The organism is Serratia sp. 1D1416 (assembly GCF_003641105.1).
GTDB classification, from domain to species: Bacteria; Pseudomonadota; Gammaproteobacteria; order Enterobacterales; family Enterobacteriaceae; genus Serratia; species Serratia ficaria.
Genome location: NZ_CP032738.1, coordinates 913,658 through 928,582, shown reverse-complemented (window position 1 = coordinate 928,582; position 14,925 = coordinate 913,658). Strand labels below are relative to the sequence as shown.

The following is a 14,925-nucleotide window of genomic DNA, read 5'->3' as shown; positions in this document are numbered from 1 at the left end:
TTTTTTAGCGACTGGCGGCGGTGCGGATCAGCTCGACCACCAGCGGCGACAGCGCATTGCGCAGCGCGGCGCGCTCCGACTGGAACAGCGTGGCGACGTAGAAAGGGTGATCCGGCAGCTCGACGGCGCGCACCTCGCCCTCGAGATCGTGAGCGCTGACGATCAGCGGGTAACGCTGCAAATCGGCGACAAACTCCGGGTTGACGCCGAAGTTGCAATGATAGCCTTCGACCGTGTCCAGGCGCCCGTAGGTGCGGGCGGCGCGGGTGTTCGGCTGGAAAAGGACGCCGCCGGATTTCTCCACCAGCGAGCAGCTCAAGGGCGCAATCACCAGCCGGCCGCCGCTGTCGGTTTCCGCATGGCCGGCGTCGTGCCAGCCCATCACGTTGCGGGCGTATTCGACCACCGCATACTGGAACCCGCCGCAGGAGCCGAGAAACGGCACCCGCTGCTCGCGCGCATGGCGGATCGCCATAAAGGCGCCGGCATCATGGTTATACGGGCTGCCGGGCACCACCCAGATGGCGTCGTAGCCTTGCAGTGCCGACGGCGAGGTGAGGGTTTCTGTGGGCAGCCAGTGGGATTGAATGTCGATGTCGAGATGGGCGGCGGTCAGTTGCAAGGCCACGGGGATGGCCTGATGGGCGATGGCCTGCGGTTTGTAGTCACCGACCAGCGCAATGCGGACTTGATCTTTCATCATTTCCTTTTCCTGTGCGGGTAAAACGGGAGGTTACAGCAAAGCGAAGGAGCGATCCGCAGATTTTTTAAACGCGGCGCACAAAAAAGCCCGGCGTTGGCCGGGCTCGAAAATGCAGGGGTCAGTACAGCGAAGGGGCGCCGACCGGCCGGGTTTTGAAGCGGCGATGCAACCACATGTACTGCTCCGGCGCGCGCATGATCTCTTTCTCCACCACCTTGTTCATGTAGGCGGCGGCGGCCAGCTCATCGGCGATCGGGTAATCTTCCAGCGCCGGCTGGATCAGCAGATCGTAACCGCGGCCTTTTTCGCGGCGGATCAGCACCACCGGCACCAGCGCCGGCTTGGCCATGCGCGCCAGCATAAAGGTGCCGCTGGTGGTGGCGGCCTCATCCACGGCGAACAGCGGGGCGAACACGCTGCCGCGCGGGCCGTAATCCTGATCCGGGGCGAACCATACCGCTTCACCGCGCTTCAGCGCATGCACCATGCCGCGCAGATCCTTGCGATCGAGCATCGCCTTGTTGGAACGCATGCGCCCTTTGGTCTGCGCCCATTCCATCGCCTTGTTGTTGTGCGGGCGATACATCGCCATCATCGGCTGGCACAGGCCCATGGCCCGGCCGCCCAGCTCCAGCGACATGAAGTGCACGCCAATCACCAGCACGCCGCGCTGGTTTTGCTGCGCCATTTTCAGGTGGTTGATGCCGGTCACGTTGAACCAGCGCTTGACGCGTTTATCCGACCAGAACCAGGCCATGCCGGTTTCCAGCAGGCCCATGCCCAGCGATTCGAAGTTGCCCACCACTTTGCGCTCGCGCTGCGCTTCATCCATATCCGGGAAACACAGTTCCAGGTTGCGGCGCGTGATGGAAACCCGGCGCTTCAGAAAGCGCATAGAGGTGCGGCCCATCCATACGCCGAGGCGATGCAACAGCGGATAGGGGAGTTGGACCAGTAAAAACAGAAAGGCCAGGCCGAACCAGGTCAACCAGTAGCGGGGGTGCAGCAGGGCCGATTGAAATTTTTGCGGACGCTTCATATAAACTCATTTATGCATTAGGGGGTAGCAACCTGTAACGCATAAAGGATCCACTCGATAGCGATACAACTACTCAGACACCCGGGTACGACTATGGTTTAGTCAGATTCCGTAATTGACCAAATCTTTACATTCGAAGGGCGGTTTGCGCTGATATCAGGCTTCGGAGGGATAGCTGTTGGCCAGCGAAGGCGGCTCTCGGAATGTCTATTCTATCACAGAATACGGGGTCCGGCGGAAGAGGGGCATACGAATATTCTCATTCGCATCTTGCCGGGGGGAAGAGTGGCGCCGTCTGGTCGGCGGGGCGGGATGGCGGCGAGGCGCGAACCTGACCAGCATAAAGGCGTGGGTTTTAGACAAACAAGCAAGTTTTGTATCGCGCTTTGGCGTTTTAGGCCTATTCTTAAATCGCGCAATGGGAAACTTATGCCATCTTGTTTCATGCTCAATAGCATGTATCTGACAAAAAGAGGGAATTATGAAGAAAGCGATTTTTGCCCTGTCCGCCCTGCTGCTGGCCGCGCCGGCGTTTGCCGCAACCACCGCCGCCCAGGCCGGCAACGAAGTCGTCGCTGAGGCGCACAAGGGCGCAGATACCGCCAAAGAAAAACTGCACCAGACGCAGGATCAGGGCGAGGAGCTGAAGCTCAAGGCCAAGCATGCCGCGGAAGGTAAAAGCGACACCGCAGGCAGCAAGGTGACCGAAGGCTCGCAAAAGGCCTGGCACAGCACCAAGCAAGGCACCGAGAAAGCCTGGGACAAAACCAAGCAGGGGGCGGAAAGCCTCAAGAACAAGGTTAGCGAGTAATGCGTTAACGCCATACCATATCAAGAGGGCCGGGCTTCCGGCTTTTTTTCGGCCGCCGTCCGCAAAAAGAAAAAGGCGCTTATCAAATGAGATAAAGCGCCTTTTCAACACGTTGACTGACTAGTATCAGTTCATGCCGTATTTTTTCAATTTCTTACGCAGCGTACCGCGGTTGATGCCCATCATCAGGGCTGCACGGGTCTGGTTGCCACGGGTGTATTGCATCACCATGTCCAACAGTGGCTGTTCAACTTCAGCCAGTACCAGCTCATACAGGTCATTCACGTCCTGACCGTTCAGTTGAGCAAAATAGTTCTTCAGTGCTTGTTTAACCGAGTCACGCAGAGGCTTTTGGGTCACCTGATCCTGTGAGTTTACGGTAGAAACGGTCAGTACGTCAGAATTTACGCGTTGTTCGAACATAGTTCTGTCAGCTCTTTTTTGTTACGCAAGATTTTCGAAATATGCCTCCAACGCCTCCAGCTGTTCGCTGGCATCCTCTATGGCGTTGAATGTGCGCCGAAACTGGTCATTCGGGGCGTGCTCCTGGAGATACCAGGACACGTGCTTACGTGCAATTCGGAATCCCTTGCCTTGGCCGTAAAAGCCGTGCAATTCCCGAATATGCCCTATCAACAAGCGCTTCACTTCGCCAAGCGGCATCGGTGGCAGCAGCTCCCCAGTGTCCAGATAATGCTGGATTTCCCGGAAGATCCAGGGTCTCCCCTGAGCAGCGCGGCCTATCATCAGGGCATCGGCCCCGGTGTAGTCGAGCACTGCTCTGGCTTTATGCGGGTCAGTAATGTCGCCATTCGCGATAATCGGAATGGAAACATTCTGCTTAACTGCCCGAATGCTGTCGTACTCCGCGTCGCCGTTGAACAGGCAGGCGCGGGTTCGGCCATGAATAGTCAGGGCCTGTATACCACAGTCTTCGGCCAGTTGGGCAATCTCTACACAGTTACGGTGTTCCGGCGCCCAGCCGGTGCGGATCTTAAGCGTTACCGGCACATCCACCGCGTTAACCACCGCGTGGAGGATCTGTTTAACCAGATCCGGGTGCTGCAACAGCGCAGACCCTGCAAGCTTCCGGTTCACTTTCTTGGCCGGGCAACCCATATTGATGTCGATGATCTGTGCGCCGCTGGCCACGTTAATGCGCGCCGCGGCGGCCATATCATCCGGATCGCATCCGGCAATCTGCACGGAACGGATCCCGGGTTCATCGCTATGCACCATACGCAGACGCGACTTATCCGTTCGCCACACCTCCGGGTTGGAGGAGAGCATTTCGGATACAGCCATCCCAGCACCCATTGCATGACATAAGGTTCTGAACGGGCGATCTGTAATACCGGCCATCGGGGCCGCAATCAGGCAATTAGTAAGCTGGTGGTGTCCAATGCGCATAGACAAAGAGTAACCATACTGTGTCCGCAAGGGCGCGTATATTACGCATTTTTGCGTTGAGATGAAAGGCCAAACTTTGACCAATTGACCGTAATCGCACAAGAAAAATGCGCTTTGCGGAGACCCATAAAAATATTATATATATTTAACAATAAGTTGACGAAAAGTGCTTATTTTCTGCGCGCTAAAATATTCGCCGTTGCGCAGGATATTATCTGTATTCGATGGTCATTTTTACCCTGATAGCCTGGATTGTCGGCCTTTTGTCAGGGCAATCCGTCGCTGGAGGGTAAAAAGTTGCATAAAATTTTGTTTCGCCTGCGCGGCAAAAAAAATCCACCGGCCGGCCTGACCGATGGATTTCCCGCTGCCGCGCCGCGCGGATTACTTGCGGCGGCCGGTGATGCGGCACCATTCTTCGCGTTCGGCGACCGGATCGAGCACAAACTTGTCTTCGTAGGCTTCCGCCACGCTCGCCGCCTGGCTGGCCAGCACGCCGGACAGGCCCAAATGGCCGCCGGATTTCGGCAGGCAGCCGATCAGCGGCGCCAGCTCGCGCAGCGGGCCGGCCAGGATATTGGCCACCACCACGTCCGCCAGCAGTTCCGCCGGCTGGTCCTGCGGCAGATACAGCTCCAGACGCTCTGAAACGCCGTTACGCTGCGCGTTGTCGCGGCTGGCCTGAATGGCCTGGGGATCGATGTCGATGCCGATAGCGCGCGCGGCGCCGAGCTTCAGCGCGGCTATCGCCAGGATGCCGGAGCCGCAGCCGAAGTCGATGACGGTTTTGCCGGCCAGGTCGAGGCCGTCCAGCCACTGCAGGCAGAGCGCGGTGGTCGGGTGGGTACCGGTGCCGAACGCCAGGCCCGGATCGAGCATCACGTTGACCGCCTGCGGATCGGGCACGTCGCGCCAGCTCGGGCAGATCCACAGGCGCTCGCCGAAGCGCATCGGGTGGAAGTTGTCCATCCACTCGCGCTCCCAGTCCTTGTCTTCCAGCTGTTCAATCTTGTGGCGGAAACCGGCGCCCAGCAGCGGGTGCTGTTCCAGCATCGCCACCACCCCGGCCATGTCGGTTTCGGCGTCGTACAGGCCGATCACATCGGTGTCGCCCCACAGCAGGGTTTCGCCCGGCAGCGGTTCGAACACCGGGTTATCGTGGGTGTCCTGAAAGGTCACCGACACCGCGCCGCTTTCCACCAGCGCGTCGCTCAGGTCTTCCGCCTGGCTGCCGGTGGCGTTCAGTTTAAGTTGGATCCAAGGCATAGCAATTCTCTTCAAGAGGGTAATGATGACGTCATGCGGCGTTTTTCGCCGACGACGTTACCGATATAAAACGCCAGCAGGCTGAGCAGCAGCGAAGGCACGATAGGGTGCAATCCCGCCGGCTGCAGGCTGAAGCTGGCCAATAGCGTATAGCATACCGCACCCGACACCATCGAGCTAAGCGCTCCCTGCGCGTTGGCGCGTTCCCAATACAGCCCCAGCACCAGCGGCCACAGGAATACCGCCTCCAGCCCGCCGAAGGCCAGCAGGTTCAGCCAGATGATCATTTCCGGCGGCCGCCAGGCCGCCAGCAGCACCAGCAGGCCGAGGATCAGGGTGGTCAGGCTGGAGAAGCGCTTGATCATCCGCTCGTTTTGCATGTGCTGCGGCCGTACGCCCAGGAACAGATCCTTGATGATGGTCGCCGAAGATTGCAGCAGCTGCGCGTTGATGGTCGACATGATCGCCGCCATCGGCGCCGCCAGGAAGATGCCGGCGGCGTAAGGCGGCAGCACGGTGACCATCAGCGTCGGGATCACCTGATCGGGGATCTTCAGGTCCGGCAGCACCGCGCGGCCCAGCGCGCCGGCCAGGTGCATGCCGAACATCAGCACCGCCACCACCGCGGTGCCGAGGATGATGCCGCGGTGCACCGCCTTGCTGTCTTTATAGGAGATGCAGCGCACCGCGGTGTGCGGCAGGCCGATCACCCCGAAGCACACCAGGATCCAGAACGAGGCCATAAACGGCAGGCTGAGGATCTGGTCGCCGCCCTGCGGCGACACCAGCGCCGGGTCGATCTGCTGCAGCTTGTCCACCGCGCTGTGCAACCCGCCGGCGGCGTGGATCACCGCCACCAGCAGCAATAGGGTGCCGACCAGCATCACCAGGCCCTGCATGGCGTCGTTCAGCACGCTGGCGCGGAAGCCGCCGAAGGCGGTGTAGAGCGCGATGCTGATGCCGAAAATCAGCAGGCCGGTGTCGTAGGGGATGCCGGCGGCGGTTTCCAGCAGGCGGGCGCCGCCGATAAACTGCACCGTCATGGCGCCGAGGAACGCCACCAGCAGGCTGAGGCTGGCCAGCCATACCAGCAGGCGGCTCCGGTAGCGGCCGTACAGCATGTCGTTGAGGGTGATGGCGTTATAGCGCCGCGCCAGAATGGCGAACTTCTTGCCCAGTACGCCGAGCGACAGCCACACCGCCGGCAGCTGGATCATCGCCAGCAGCACCCAGCCCAGGCCGTATTTGTAGGCGGCGCCGGGGCCGCCGATAAACGAGCTGGCGCTGATATAGGTGGCGGTCAGGGTCATCGCCAGCACAAAGCCGCCCATCGAACGGTTGCCGAGGAAGTATTCGCTGAGAAAGTTGCCGCTTTGGCGGCGGCTGTAGGCGTAGGCCGACAGGCCGAACACCAGCAGCAGGTAGGCGATCAGCGGGAGGATCACTTCAGTTTGCATCGCCGTCCTCCAGCGAAATGTCGCGGAACACGCCGCGCACCATCAGCCAGCACAGGCCGATAAACAGCAGCGGCACCAGCAGGCAGGCCATTTCGAACCAGTGCGGCAGGCCGGTGACGCCGGATGCGCTGTCCGGCAGATAGGCCGCCAGCGACCAGGCCAGCAGGTAAAGCAGCGTCAGGCCCAGCGCCCAGCGCGCTTCGCGGTGGGCTTGAATAAAACGTGTGTCCATCCGTTTCTCCAATATACCCGTCATACTTGAAGCTGCCTCTGTGTTGGCTGCGCTCACTTACCCGAATCACTTACTCCAGTAAGCTCATCGGGATGCGCTCCCTTGCCGCCTTGATGCAACTCCAATTATTTTGGGTATACAACTATATATGGATTTGATCATCCCTTGAGTGACCCAAAGCAGTAAAGAAAAAGGCCGGTGATTAACCGGCCTTCCGTCAGGCAATGCGCGCAGCCCGCCTTAGGTTTCCTGCAGACCCAACTTCTTCTCCAGATAGTGGATGTTGGTGCCACCGTGCTGGAAGTTTTCGTCGTTCATGATCTTCTGCTGCAGTTCAACGTTGGTTTTGATGCCGTCGATGATCAGCTCAGCCAGGGCGTTCTTCATGCGGGCAATCGCCACGTCGCGGTTTTCGCCGAAGGTGATCAGTTTGCCGATCATGGAGTCATAGTACGGCGGTACGGTATAACCGGCGTAAATATGAGATTCCCAACGCACGCCGAAACCGCCTGGCGCGTGGAAGCGGGTGATCTTGCCCGGGCTCGGCAGGAAGGTATTCGGATCTTCGGCGTTGATGCGGCATTCCACCGCGTGGCCGTGGATCTTCACCTCTTCCTGTTTGATCGACAGCGGCTGACCGGCAGCGATGCGCAGCTGCTCTTTGATCAGATCCACGCCGGTGATCATTTCGGTAACCGGGTGTTCAACCTGAATACGGGTGTTCATTTCGATGAAATAGAACTCGCCGTTTTCATACAGGAACTCGAAGGTGCCTGCGCCGCGGTAGCCGATTTCCACACAGGCTTTCGAACAGCGTTCACCGATGTAACGGCGCATTTCGCTGGTGATGCCCGGTGCCGGCGCCTCTTCGACCACTTTCTGGTGGCGACGCTGCATGGAGCAGTCGCGCTCGGCCAGATAGATGGCGTTGCCCTGGCCGTCGGCCAATACCTGAATTTCGATATGGCGCGGGTTTTCCAGGTATTTTTCCATGTAAACCATGTCGTTGTTGAAAGCCGCTTTGGCTTCCGCTTTCGTCATGTTGATGGACTGTTCGAGGTCTTTGTCGCTGCGCACGACGCGCATGCCGCGGCCGCCGCCGCCGCCGGACGCCTTGATGATCACCGGGTAGCCGATGCGCTTGGCGAAGGCACGGTTTTTATCCATGTCGTCGGTCAGCGGGCCGTCGGAGCCGGGCACGCAAGGTACGCCGGCTTTCTTCATGGCGTTGATCGCGGAAACCTTGTCGCCCATCAGGCGGATGGTTTCGGCGCGCGGGCCGATGAAGATAAAGCCGGAGCGTTCAACCTGCTCGGCGAAGTCGGCGTTCTCGGACAGGAAGCCGTAACCCGGGTGGATCGCCACTGCGCCGGTGATTTCCGCCGCGGAGATGATGGCCGGGATGTTCAGGTAGCTTTTTACCGATGGCGCCGGACCGATGCACACGGTCTCGTCGGCCAGCAGTACGTGTTTCAGATCGCGATCGGCCATAGAGTGGACCGCAACGGTCTTGATGCCCAATTCTTTACAGGCACGCAAAATGCGAAGCGCGATCTCGCCGCGGTTGGCGATAACAATTTTATCAAGCATGGGGCGCCTCGTTATTCGATGACGACCAGTGGCTCGTCATATTCAACCGGCTGGCCGTTTTCCACCAGAATGGCTTTAACAACGCCGGATTTGTCCGCTTCGATCTGGTTCATCATTTTCATTGCTTCAACGATGCACAGAGTGTCGCCGGCGTTCACTTTCTGGCCAACTTCCACGAAGGCTTTCGCATCCGGGCTTGGCGTGCGGTAGAAGGTGCCTACCATTGGGGAACGAACAACGTGGCCACTCATGGCCGCAGGCGCCGCTGGGGCTTCCGCCGCAGGCGCGCTGGCGACTGCGGTGGCCAGGGCTGGCTGCTGTGGTGCCGGCATGGCGTAGGCCTGCTGCATCATTGGGTAAGCCTGCGCCGGTGCGGCACGGCTGATGCGAACCGACTCTTCGCCTTCAGAGATTTCCAGTTCAGAAATGCCTGATTCTTCAACCAGTTCGATCAGTTTCTTGATTTTACGAATATCCATGAGTGTGATTCCGTACTCTTTTTGTGTAGCTATTAGTGGGTTTTTGACAGACGGTTAACCGCTGCCTGCAAAGCAAATGTGTAGCCATCCGCGCCGAGGCCGCAGATCACGCCTACCGCTACGTCCGAGAGGTAAGAGTGATGGCGGAAAGGCTCGCGGGCGTGCACGTTGGACAGGTGGATCTCGATAAACGGGATCTGCACCGCCAACAACGCATCGCGCAGCGCCACGCTGGTGTGCGTGAACGCCGCCGGGTTGATCAGAATGAAGTCCGTGTTGCCGCGCGCCTGATGAATGCGATCGATCAGCCGGTGCTCGGCGTTGGACTGCAGATGGCTCAGGGTAATATCCAGTGCGGACGCCTGGTTTTCCAATCCGTTAACAATCTCTGTCAGCGTCGTGCTGCCGTACTTCTCCGGCTCACGCGTCCCCAGCAGATTCAGATTGGGGCCGTTCAGAAGCAAAATGTGAAACTTATCCGCCATTGTGCTGGTATCTCCGGCAATAAAACCATCATCGTAGAAAATAACCCGATGTCACCGATTTGTCACCTGTTAAGGGGCAAATTCACCCTGAGAACGGTAACAAGGTCGGGCATTATAACGATATCGTAGCAATTCGCAGCTAAATACTGGTCTTATCAGCGAAGATATTCAACCCCAAATCGATGGGCGGGGGAAACCGTTACTGGAATATGAGGGGTAGAACACAGAAAAGTTCCCGCCTGCGGCGCGCGATTGTTACCGTCAATAACCCGCGCCGTGGCGAGGTTTACCGCCACCAGCCGCGGAATTTCTTGTAGCGCAGCGCCAGCAGCGCCACCGCCAGCAGCGCGTAGATGAAAGGCTGCGGCGAAAAGGTCTTTACCGACCACAGATAGTGGATCGGCGCGAGGATCGCCGCCAGATAGACGAAGTTATGCCATGTCTGCCATTTGGCGCCCATTTTGCGCATCGCCCAGCGCGTTGACGTGGCGGCCAGCGCCAGCAGGATAAACCAGCTGACGATGCCCAGCGTCAGATAAGGCCGGGTGACCAGTTCGCGCCCCAGCAGGCCGATATTGCTCAGGCCCAGCTCCAGCGTGGAGTAGCTTATCAGATGCAAGGTTCCCCAGGCAAAGCACCACAGCCCGAGCAACCGGCGGCAGCGGATCAGCAGCGGCTGGCGGGCATAGCGCGCCAACGGGGCGATAGCCAGGGTGGCCAACAGCAGCTTCAGCGTCATCCTGCCGGTAAAATGCTGGATATCCTTGGCCGGATCGGCGCTGAGCCAGCCCTGATCGACCGCCAGCACCAGCCAGAGAAACGGCAGCAACGCCGCCAGGTAAATCGCGGCCTTCAGCCAGGTGATGTGGGTCGGGGTCAAGCGCACTTAAAAATTCTCCCGCAGGTCCATGCCGCGATACAGCGAGGCCACCTGTTCGGCATAGCCGTTGAACAGCAGCGTCGGCTGACGTTTGACGTCCAGAATGCCGCCGGAGCCGATAAACCGCTCGCTGGCCTGCGACCAGCGCGGGTGATCGACGTGCGGATTCACGTTGGCGTAAAAACCGTACTCGTTCGGCGCCGATTGGTTCCAGGTGGTGGGCGGTTGATCGCGCACCAGGCGGATGTGTACGATCGACTTGATGCCCTTGAAACCGTATTTCCACGGCGCGATCAGCCGCAGCGGCGCGCCGTTCTGCGGCGGCAGGGTTTTGCCGTAGACCCCGACGGTCAGCAGCGCCAGCGGGTGCATCGCTTCGTCCAGCCGCAGCCCTTCGACATAGGGATATTTCAGGCCGCCGCCGATGAAGCGGTCCTTCTGGCCCGGCATCTGCTCCGGATCGTACAGCGTCTGGAAGGCGACGTAGCGGGCGTTGCCGTTCGGCTCGGCCAGCCTGATCAGCTTGCCCAGCTCAAAGCCGATCCAGGGCACCACCATCGACCAGGCCTCGACGCAGCGCATGCGGTAGATGCGCTGTTCCAGCGGAAAACGCCGCATTAAATCGTCGATGTCCAGGGTGATGGGTTTGGCCACCTCGCCGTCGATGCGCACCTTCCAGCCTTCGGTCTTCAGCCCGCCGGCGTTGGCGGCCGGATCGGCCTTGTCGAGGCCGAACTCGTAGAAGTTGTTGTAACCGGCCACCTTGTCCTCCGGCGTCAGCGCCAGCGGAGCCTGCCAGGCCGCAGGCCGGCTGAATTCCAGCGCCTTGCCCGGCGGCGCCTTGGGGCGGTCGTTGCCTTTGAACCATGACAACAGGTCCGCCCGGGCGTTGACGGGCAGGGCCAGCGACGCGGCGGTAATGCCCAGCGCCTGCAGCACTTTGCGCCGCTGATGAAACACGCTTTCCGGCGTGACATCGGCTTCGGTCAATTTGGGGGATTTATTCATGGTCATTTTCTCCGCGATTTATCCTGTAAGCATGGCGCGAAAGCGGGCCGGATGCGAGAGGCGGCGGGAAAATATGAAATTTCGCAGAGCGGGGCCGTGTCCCCCCGTCGCCGGGGGGCGGGCATCAGCGGATTTTCACCAGGGTGCGGCCGGTGACCTGGTTGTTCAGCAGCGCGGCGGCGGTGGCCGGCGCCTGTTCCAGCGCGATTTCATGGGTGGCTTGCTGATAGAAGCTGTCCGGCAGGATGCCGGCCAGGCGTTCCCAGGCGGTCTGGCGGCGGTGCAGCGGCGTATGCACCGAGTCCACGCCCTGCAGGCGCACGTTGCGCAGGATAAACGGCATCACGGTGGTGGGCAGCTGATAACCGCCGGCCAGGCCGCAGGCGGCGACGGTGCCGTTGTAGTTCATCTGCGCCAGCACCCGCGCCAGCAGTTTGTCGCCGACGGTATCCACCGCGCCGGCCCACAGCTGCTTCTCCAGCGGGCGCGGCGTTTCGATGTAGCCGTCGCGCGACATCACCTCTTTGGCGCCGAGCGCTTTCAGGTAGTCGGTGTTGCTGTCGCGGCCGCTGATGGCGGTCACCCGGTAGCCCAGCGCCGCCAGCAGCGCGATCGCCGTGCTGCCTACGCCGCCGCTGGCGCCGGTCACCAGGATATCGCCGTCGTCCGGATGCACGCCGCCTTCTTCCAGCGCCATCACGCACAGCATGGCGGTAAACCCGGCGGTGCCGATGATCATCGCCTTGCGCTCATCCAGGCCGTTCGGCAGCGGCACCAGCCATTCGCCGGATACCCGCGCCTGTTCGGCCAGGCCGCCCCAGTGGTGTTCGCCCACGCCCCAGCCGGTCAGCACCACGCTTTGGCCCTCTTTGAAGCGATCGTCCCGGCTGTGGCGCACGGTGCCGGCGAAGTCGATGCCCGGCACCATCGGGAAGTTGCGGACGATTTTTCCCTTGCCGGTGATCGCCAACGCATCCTTGTAGTTAAGGCTGGACCAGTTGACGTCGACGGTGACGTCGCCGTCGGGCAGCTGGTCGCTGCCGATATCCTTTATATGAGCCAGAGTTTGATCGTCTTGTTGTTCCAATAACAGTGCACGCATGTCACTCTTCCTCTCTTTGCATTTTGCTATAAATGGCCGAATCAGATTTATTTGACTATATGCATAATAAGCAAGCCGGGCCCTGATTAAGGACAAAAATGATGCTTTCAGGTTTTCTTCATCGGCAATGCTTGTTAGCTTGTTCTGCACTTGCCGGCGACGGGCCTGAGAAATAACCGCCGTTTCAAATAAAAATCAGGGCATTGCGTTGCGTTCATTTGAGCAGGTTCGGGGCCTTTATTCATCAAAGGGTGAACAGTTACTTAACCATAGCGGACAAGGCACAGGGATGCGATTTACCACCAAACTCTCTGCATTGATCACCCTGCTGGTGGCGTTGGCGATGTTTTTGATGCTGATGGGGTGCTCATATAGCTTCTTCCATGTCACTCAGGAGCGGTTGGATCGCCGCTTCGATTCGCTGGTGGCGTCGCTCGATCAGGCGATGCTGCGCGAGCCGCCGCAGGAGCAGGAGCAGTGGCTGCCGCTGGTGATGCGCCCGCTCGGCATCGTGGCGGTCAGCGTGGACAGCGGCCAAAGCAATGTTCTCAGCTATAAGCTGCCGACGGCGAAGGTGCCCTGGGACGCGCTGAACGGCTATCGCCAGGTGTCGCGGCCGATGCTGCAACACCCGGGCAGCGTCCTTAACATCACCTATCTTGACCCCTTAGCCGGCGACATGCGCACCTTGCGTTCCACCGCCGCCGTAACGCTGTCGATCATCGTGATGGTGGTGATCCTGCTGTTCAGCCTGCGCTGGCTGCGCGAACAGGCCGACGGCGAAGATCGCCTGGAGCGCCGCGCGCGGCGCATTCTCAACGGCGAGCGCGAAAACGTCATGCAGGGCGACGTGCGCGAATGGCCGGCCAACGTCAGCGGCGCGCTCGATCGCCTGCTGGCGGACCTGGCGGAAGCGCGCGAAGAGCGCAGCCGGGTCGATACGCTGATCCGCGCCTTCGCCGCCCAGGACGCCAAAACCGGCCTGAACAATCGATTGTTCTTCGATAACCAATTGACCACCCAGCTGGAAGAAGAAGGCTCGCACGGCATCGTGATGATGGTGCGGCTGCCCGATTTCGACACCCTGCGCGATACCCACGGCAGCGCGGCGGTGCAGGAGCTGATGTATTCGCTGGTCAACCTGCTTTCCACCTTTGTGATGCGCTACCCGGCGGCGCTGCTGGCGCGCTATTTCCACAGCGACTTCACCGTGCTGCTGCCGCATCGCACCCTGAAGGAGGCGGACGGCATCGCCGCGCAGCTGGTTCACGCCATCGATGCGCTGCCCTCCACCGCGCTGATCGACCGCGACGCCTTCCTGCACATCGGCATCGTGGCGTACCGCAGCGGCCAGACCACCGAACAGGTGATCGACCATGCGGAGCAGGCGACGCGCCACGCTTCCTTGCAGGGGGAAAACGGCTGGTATGTTTACGACAGCCAGGTGCCGGAAAAGGGGCGCGGCAGCGTCAAGTGGCGCACCTTGCTGGAACAGGTGCTGGCGCGCGGCGGCCCGCGGCTGTATCAGAAACCGGCGGTCACCGTGGAGGGGGAGGTTCATCACCGCGAAATCATGAGCCGCATTTATGATGGCACTCAGGAGTTGCTGCCTTCGGAATATATGCCGCTGGTGCAGCAGCTTGGGCTGGCGGAGAGTTACGACCGCCAGAAAGTCAGCCGGATCCTGCCTTTGCTGACGCTGTGGCCCGCAGAGACGCTGGCGTTTACGCTGTGCGTGGATTCATTATTGCAGCGCACTTTCCAGCGCTGGCTGCGCGATACGCTGCTGCAGTGCGAAAAAAGTCATCGGCGGCGAATTCTGATTGAACTTGCAGAGGCAGATGTGTGTCAACATATCGACCGTTTGCGCCCGGTGCTGAGATTGCTGTCAGGACTGGGCTGTCGTCTTGCCGTTTCCCAGGCGGGTTTAACCGTGGTCAGTACGTCCTATATCAAATCGCTGCAGGTGGAGATCGTCAAGCTCCATCCGGGGTTGGTGCGGAGTATCGACAAGCGGGACGAGAATCAGCTGTTCGTTCAGAGCCTGGCCGGCGCCTGCGAAGGCACCAGCGCGCAGGTGTTCGCCGCCAGCGTGCGCACGCGCAACGAATGGCAGACGCTGAAAGAACGCGGGATCCGCGGCGGACAGGGCGACTTTTTCGCACCGCCGGAGCCGATAGACCTCGGGCGTAAAAAATATTCACGTCGTTATCGTGTTTAACCTGAATGCCGGGCAAAAATTGACGTAGAATGAGCGCCAATCCATCTGGGCTTTTTTTATCCGTCATTTTGGGATTACCCCCCAAACTGCCTGCGACAACGACGCCTATTTGAGATAGGCTCTTGTCAGCCTCTTCCTGTCGGACGTTGGTAGGTGCTTACCACCAGCGGCAATCAGGGAATATGTTAGATTTTATGAGCTGTGTTACGCCGTTTCGTGCGCTGACAGGGTGGTAAACTGAG

At 60.0% G+C, this 14,925-nt stretch carries 15 protein-coding genes; 2 read left to right on the top strand and 13 right to left on the bottom strand.

The window, feature by feature from the left end; all coding sequences use genetic code 11:
• Window positions 1–4: 4 nt before the first annotated feature.
• Together D7I37_RS04440 and lpxP are read right to left on the bottom strand one after the other, a co-directional pair.
• Complete coding sequence (locus D7I37_RS04440) at window positions 5–700, bottom strand: CTP synthase (protein WP_129544746.1); 696 nt, start codon at window positions 698–700, stop codon at window positions 5–7.
• Between the two features lie 121 nt (window positions 701–821).
• On the bottom strand, window positions 822–1,742 hold the full coding sequence (gene lpxP, locus D7I37_RS04435) for a kdo(2)-lipid IV(A) palmitoleoyltransferase (RefSeq protein ID WP_061800682.1): 921 nt from the start codon (window positions 1,740–1,742) through the stop codon (window positions 822–824).
• A gap of 481 nt (window positions 1,743–2,223) precedes the next feature.
• Between lpxP and D7I37_RS04430 the strand changes: the two genes are divergently transcribed.
• Window positions 2,224–2,553: a hypothetical protein gene (locus tag D7I37_RS04430; protein WP_061800684.1), complete on the top strand. Its 330-nt coding sequence runs from the start codon at window positions 2,224–2,226 to the stop codon at window positions 2,551–2,553.
• A 126-nt stretch (window positions 2,554–2,679) separates the two neighbouring features.
• On the opposite strand, the gene fis is transcribed toward D7I37_RS04430, so the two are convergent.
• The 11 genes from fis to D7I37_RS04375 all read right to left on the bottom strand — a co-directional run bounded on the left by fis (window position 2,680) and on the right by D7I37_RS04375 (window position 12,462).
• On the bottom strand, window positions 2,680–2,976 hold the full coding sequence (fis, locus tag D7I37_RS04425) for a DNA-binding transcriptional regulator Fis (protein WP_000462905.1): 297 nt from the start codon (window positions 2,974–2,976) through the stop codon (window positions 2,680–2,682).
• A gap of 21 nt (window positions 2,977–2,997) precedes the next feature.
• A complete protein-coding gene (dusB, locus tag D7I37_RS04420; RefSeq protein WP_061800686.1) occupies window positions 2,998–3,963 on the bottom strand; it encodes a tRNA dihydrouridine synthase DusB in 966 nt (321 codons plus the stop codon).
• A 384-nt stretch (window positions 3,964–4,347) separates the two neighbouring features.
• Window positions 4,348–5,229, bottom strand: a complete 882-nt coding sequence (gene prmA, locus D7I37_RS04415; protein ID WP_061800687.1) for a 50S ribosomal protein L11 methyltransferase — start codon at window positions 5,227–5,229, stop codon at window positions 4,348–4,350.
• 11 nt (window positions 5,230–5,240) lie between these two features.
• Complete coding sequence (panF, locus tag D7I37_RS04410) at window positions 5,241–6,686, bottom strand: sodium/pantothenate symporter (protein ID WP_061800689.1); 1,446 nt, start codon at window positions 6,684–6,686, stop codon at window positions 5,241–5,243.
• Window positions 6,676–6,918 carry a YhdT family protein gene (locus tag D7I37_RS04405; RefSeq protein WP_073970405.1) on the bottom strand — a complete coding sequence of 81 codons (243 nt, stop codon included), beginning with the start codon at window positions 6,916–6,918 and terminating at the stop codon, window positions 6,676–6,678. The genes panF and D7I37_RS04405 overlap by 11 nt, the downstream gene beginning before the upstream one ends.
• A gap of 240 nt (window positions 6,919–7,158) precedes the next feature.
• Entirely contained in the window at window positions 7,159–8,508 is a 1,350-nt protein-coding gene (accC, locus tag D7I37_RS04400) for an acetyl-CoA carboxylase biotin carboxylase subunit (protein ID WP_061797032.1), read from the bottom strand.
• An 11-nt stretch (window positions 8,509–8,519) separates the two neighbouring features.
• The gene (accB, locus tag D7I37_RS04395) at window positions 8,520–8,987 is read right to left on the bottom strand and encodes an acetyl-CoA carboxylase biotin carboxyl carrier protein (protein WP_061797033.1); all 468 of its coding nucleotides are present in this window, start codon (window positions 8,985–8,987) and stop codon (window positions 8,520–8,522) included.
• Between the two features lie 32 nt (window positions 8,988–9,019).
• Window positions 9,020–9,472, bottom strand: a complete 453-nt coding sequence (gene aroQ, locus D7I37_RS04390) for a type II 3-dehydroquinate dehydratase (protein ID WP_061797034.1) — start codon at window positions 9,470–9,472, stop codon at window positions 9,020–9,022.
• A gap of 286 nt (window positions 9,473–9,758) precedes the next feature.
• Complete coding sequence (msrQ, locus tag D7I37_RS04385; RefSeq protein WP_061797035.1) at window positions 9,759–10,358, bottom strand: protein-methionine-sulfoxide reductase heme-binding subunit MsrQ; 600 nt, start codon at window positions 10,356–10,358, stop codon at window positions 9,759–9,761.
• A complete protein-coding gene (gene msrP / locus D7I37_RS04380; RefSeq protein WP_061797098.1) occupies window positions 10,359–11,360 on the bottom strand; it encodes a protein-methionine-sulfoxide reductase catalytic subunit MsrP in 1,002 nt (333 codons plus the stop codon).
• Between the two features lie 124 nt (window positions 11,361–11,484).
• Window positions 11,485–12,462, bottom strand: coding sequence for an MDR family oxidoreductase (locus D7I37_RS04375; protein ID WP_129543355.1), 978 nt, complete (start codon window positions 12,460–12,462; stop codon window positions 11,485–11,487).
• A 289-nt stretch (window positions 12,463–12,751) separates the two neighbouring features.
• On the opposite strand from D7I37_RS04375, the gene csrD reads away from it, so the two are divergent.
• Window positions 12,752–14,683, top strand: a complete 1,932-nt coding sequence (csrD, locus tag D7I37_RS04370; RefSeq protein WP_129543354.1) for an RNase E specificity factor CsrD — start codon at window positions 12,752–12,754, stop codon at window positions 14,681–14,683.
• Window positions 14,684–14,925: the final 242 nt, after the last annotated feature.

What these genes read in the sequence shown, in the direction of transcription:
- D7I37_RS04440 (WP_129544746.1), bottom strand. Translation starts at nt 700, where the DNA reads ATGAAAGATCAAGTCCGCATTGCGCTGGTCGGTGACTACAAACCGCAG.
- lpxP (WP_061800682.1), bottom strand. Translation starts at nt 1,742, where the DNA reads ATGAAGCGTCCGCAAAAATTTCAATCGGCCCTGCTGCACCCCCGCTAC.
- D7I37_RS04430 (WP_061800684.1), top strand. Translation starts at nt 2,224, where the DNA reads ATGAAGAAAGCGATTTTTGCCCTGTCCGCCCTGCTGCTGGCCGCGCCG.
- fis (WP_000462905.1), bottom strand. Translation starts at nt 2,976, where the DNA reads ATGTTCGAACAACGCGTAAATTCTGACGTACTGACCGTTTCTACCGTA.
- dusB (WP_061800686.1), bottom strand. Translation starts at nt 3,963, where the DNA reads ATGCGCATTGGACACCACCAGCTTACTAATTGCCTGATTGCGGCCCCG.
- prmA (WP_061800687.1), bottom strand. Translation starts at nt 5,229, where the DNA reads ATGCCTTGGATCCAACTTAAACTGAACGCCACCGGCAGCCAGGCGGAA.
- panF (WP_061800689.1), bottom strand. Translation starts at nt 6,686, where the DNA reads ATGCAAACTGAAGTGATCCTCCCGCTGATCGCCTACCTGCTGCTGGTG.
- D7I37_RS04405 (WP_073970405.1), bottom strand. Translation starts at nt 6,918, where the DNA reads ATGGACACACGTTTTATTCAAGCCCACCGCGAAGCGCGCTGGGCGCTG.
- accC (WP_061797032.1), bottom strand. Translation starts at nt 8,508, where the DNA reads ATGCTTGATAAAATTGTTATCGCCAACCGCGGCGAGATCGCGCTTCGC.
- accB (WP_061797033.1), bottom strand. Translation starts at nt 8,987, where the DNA reads ATGGATATTCGTAAAATCAAGAAACTGATCGAACTGGTTGAAGAATCA.
- aroQ (WP_061797034.1), bottom strand. Translation starts at nt 9,472, where the DNA reads ATGGCGGATAAGTTTCACATTTTGCTTCTGAACGGCCCCAATCTGAAT.
- msrP (WP_061797098.1), bottom strand. Translation starts at nt 11,360, where the DNA reads ATGAATAAATCCCCCAAATTGACCGAAGCCGATGTCACGCCGGAAAGC.
- D7I37_RS04375 (WP_129543355.1), bottom strand. Translation starts at nt 12,462, where the DNA reads ATGCGTGCACTGTTATTGGAACAACAAGACGATCAAACTCTGGCTCAT.
- csrD (WP_129543354.1), top strand. Translation starts at nt 12,752, where the DNA reads ATGCGATTTACCACCAAACTCTCTGCATTGATCACCCTGCTGGTGGCG.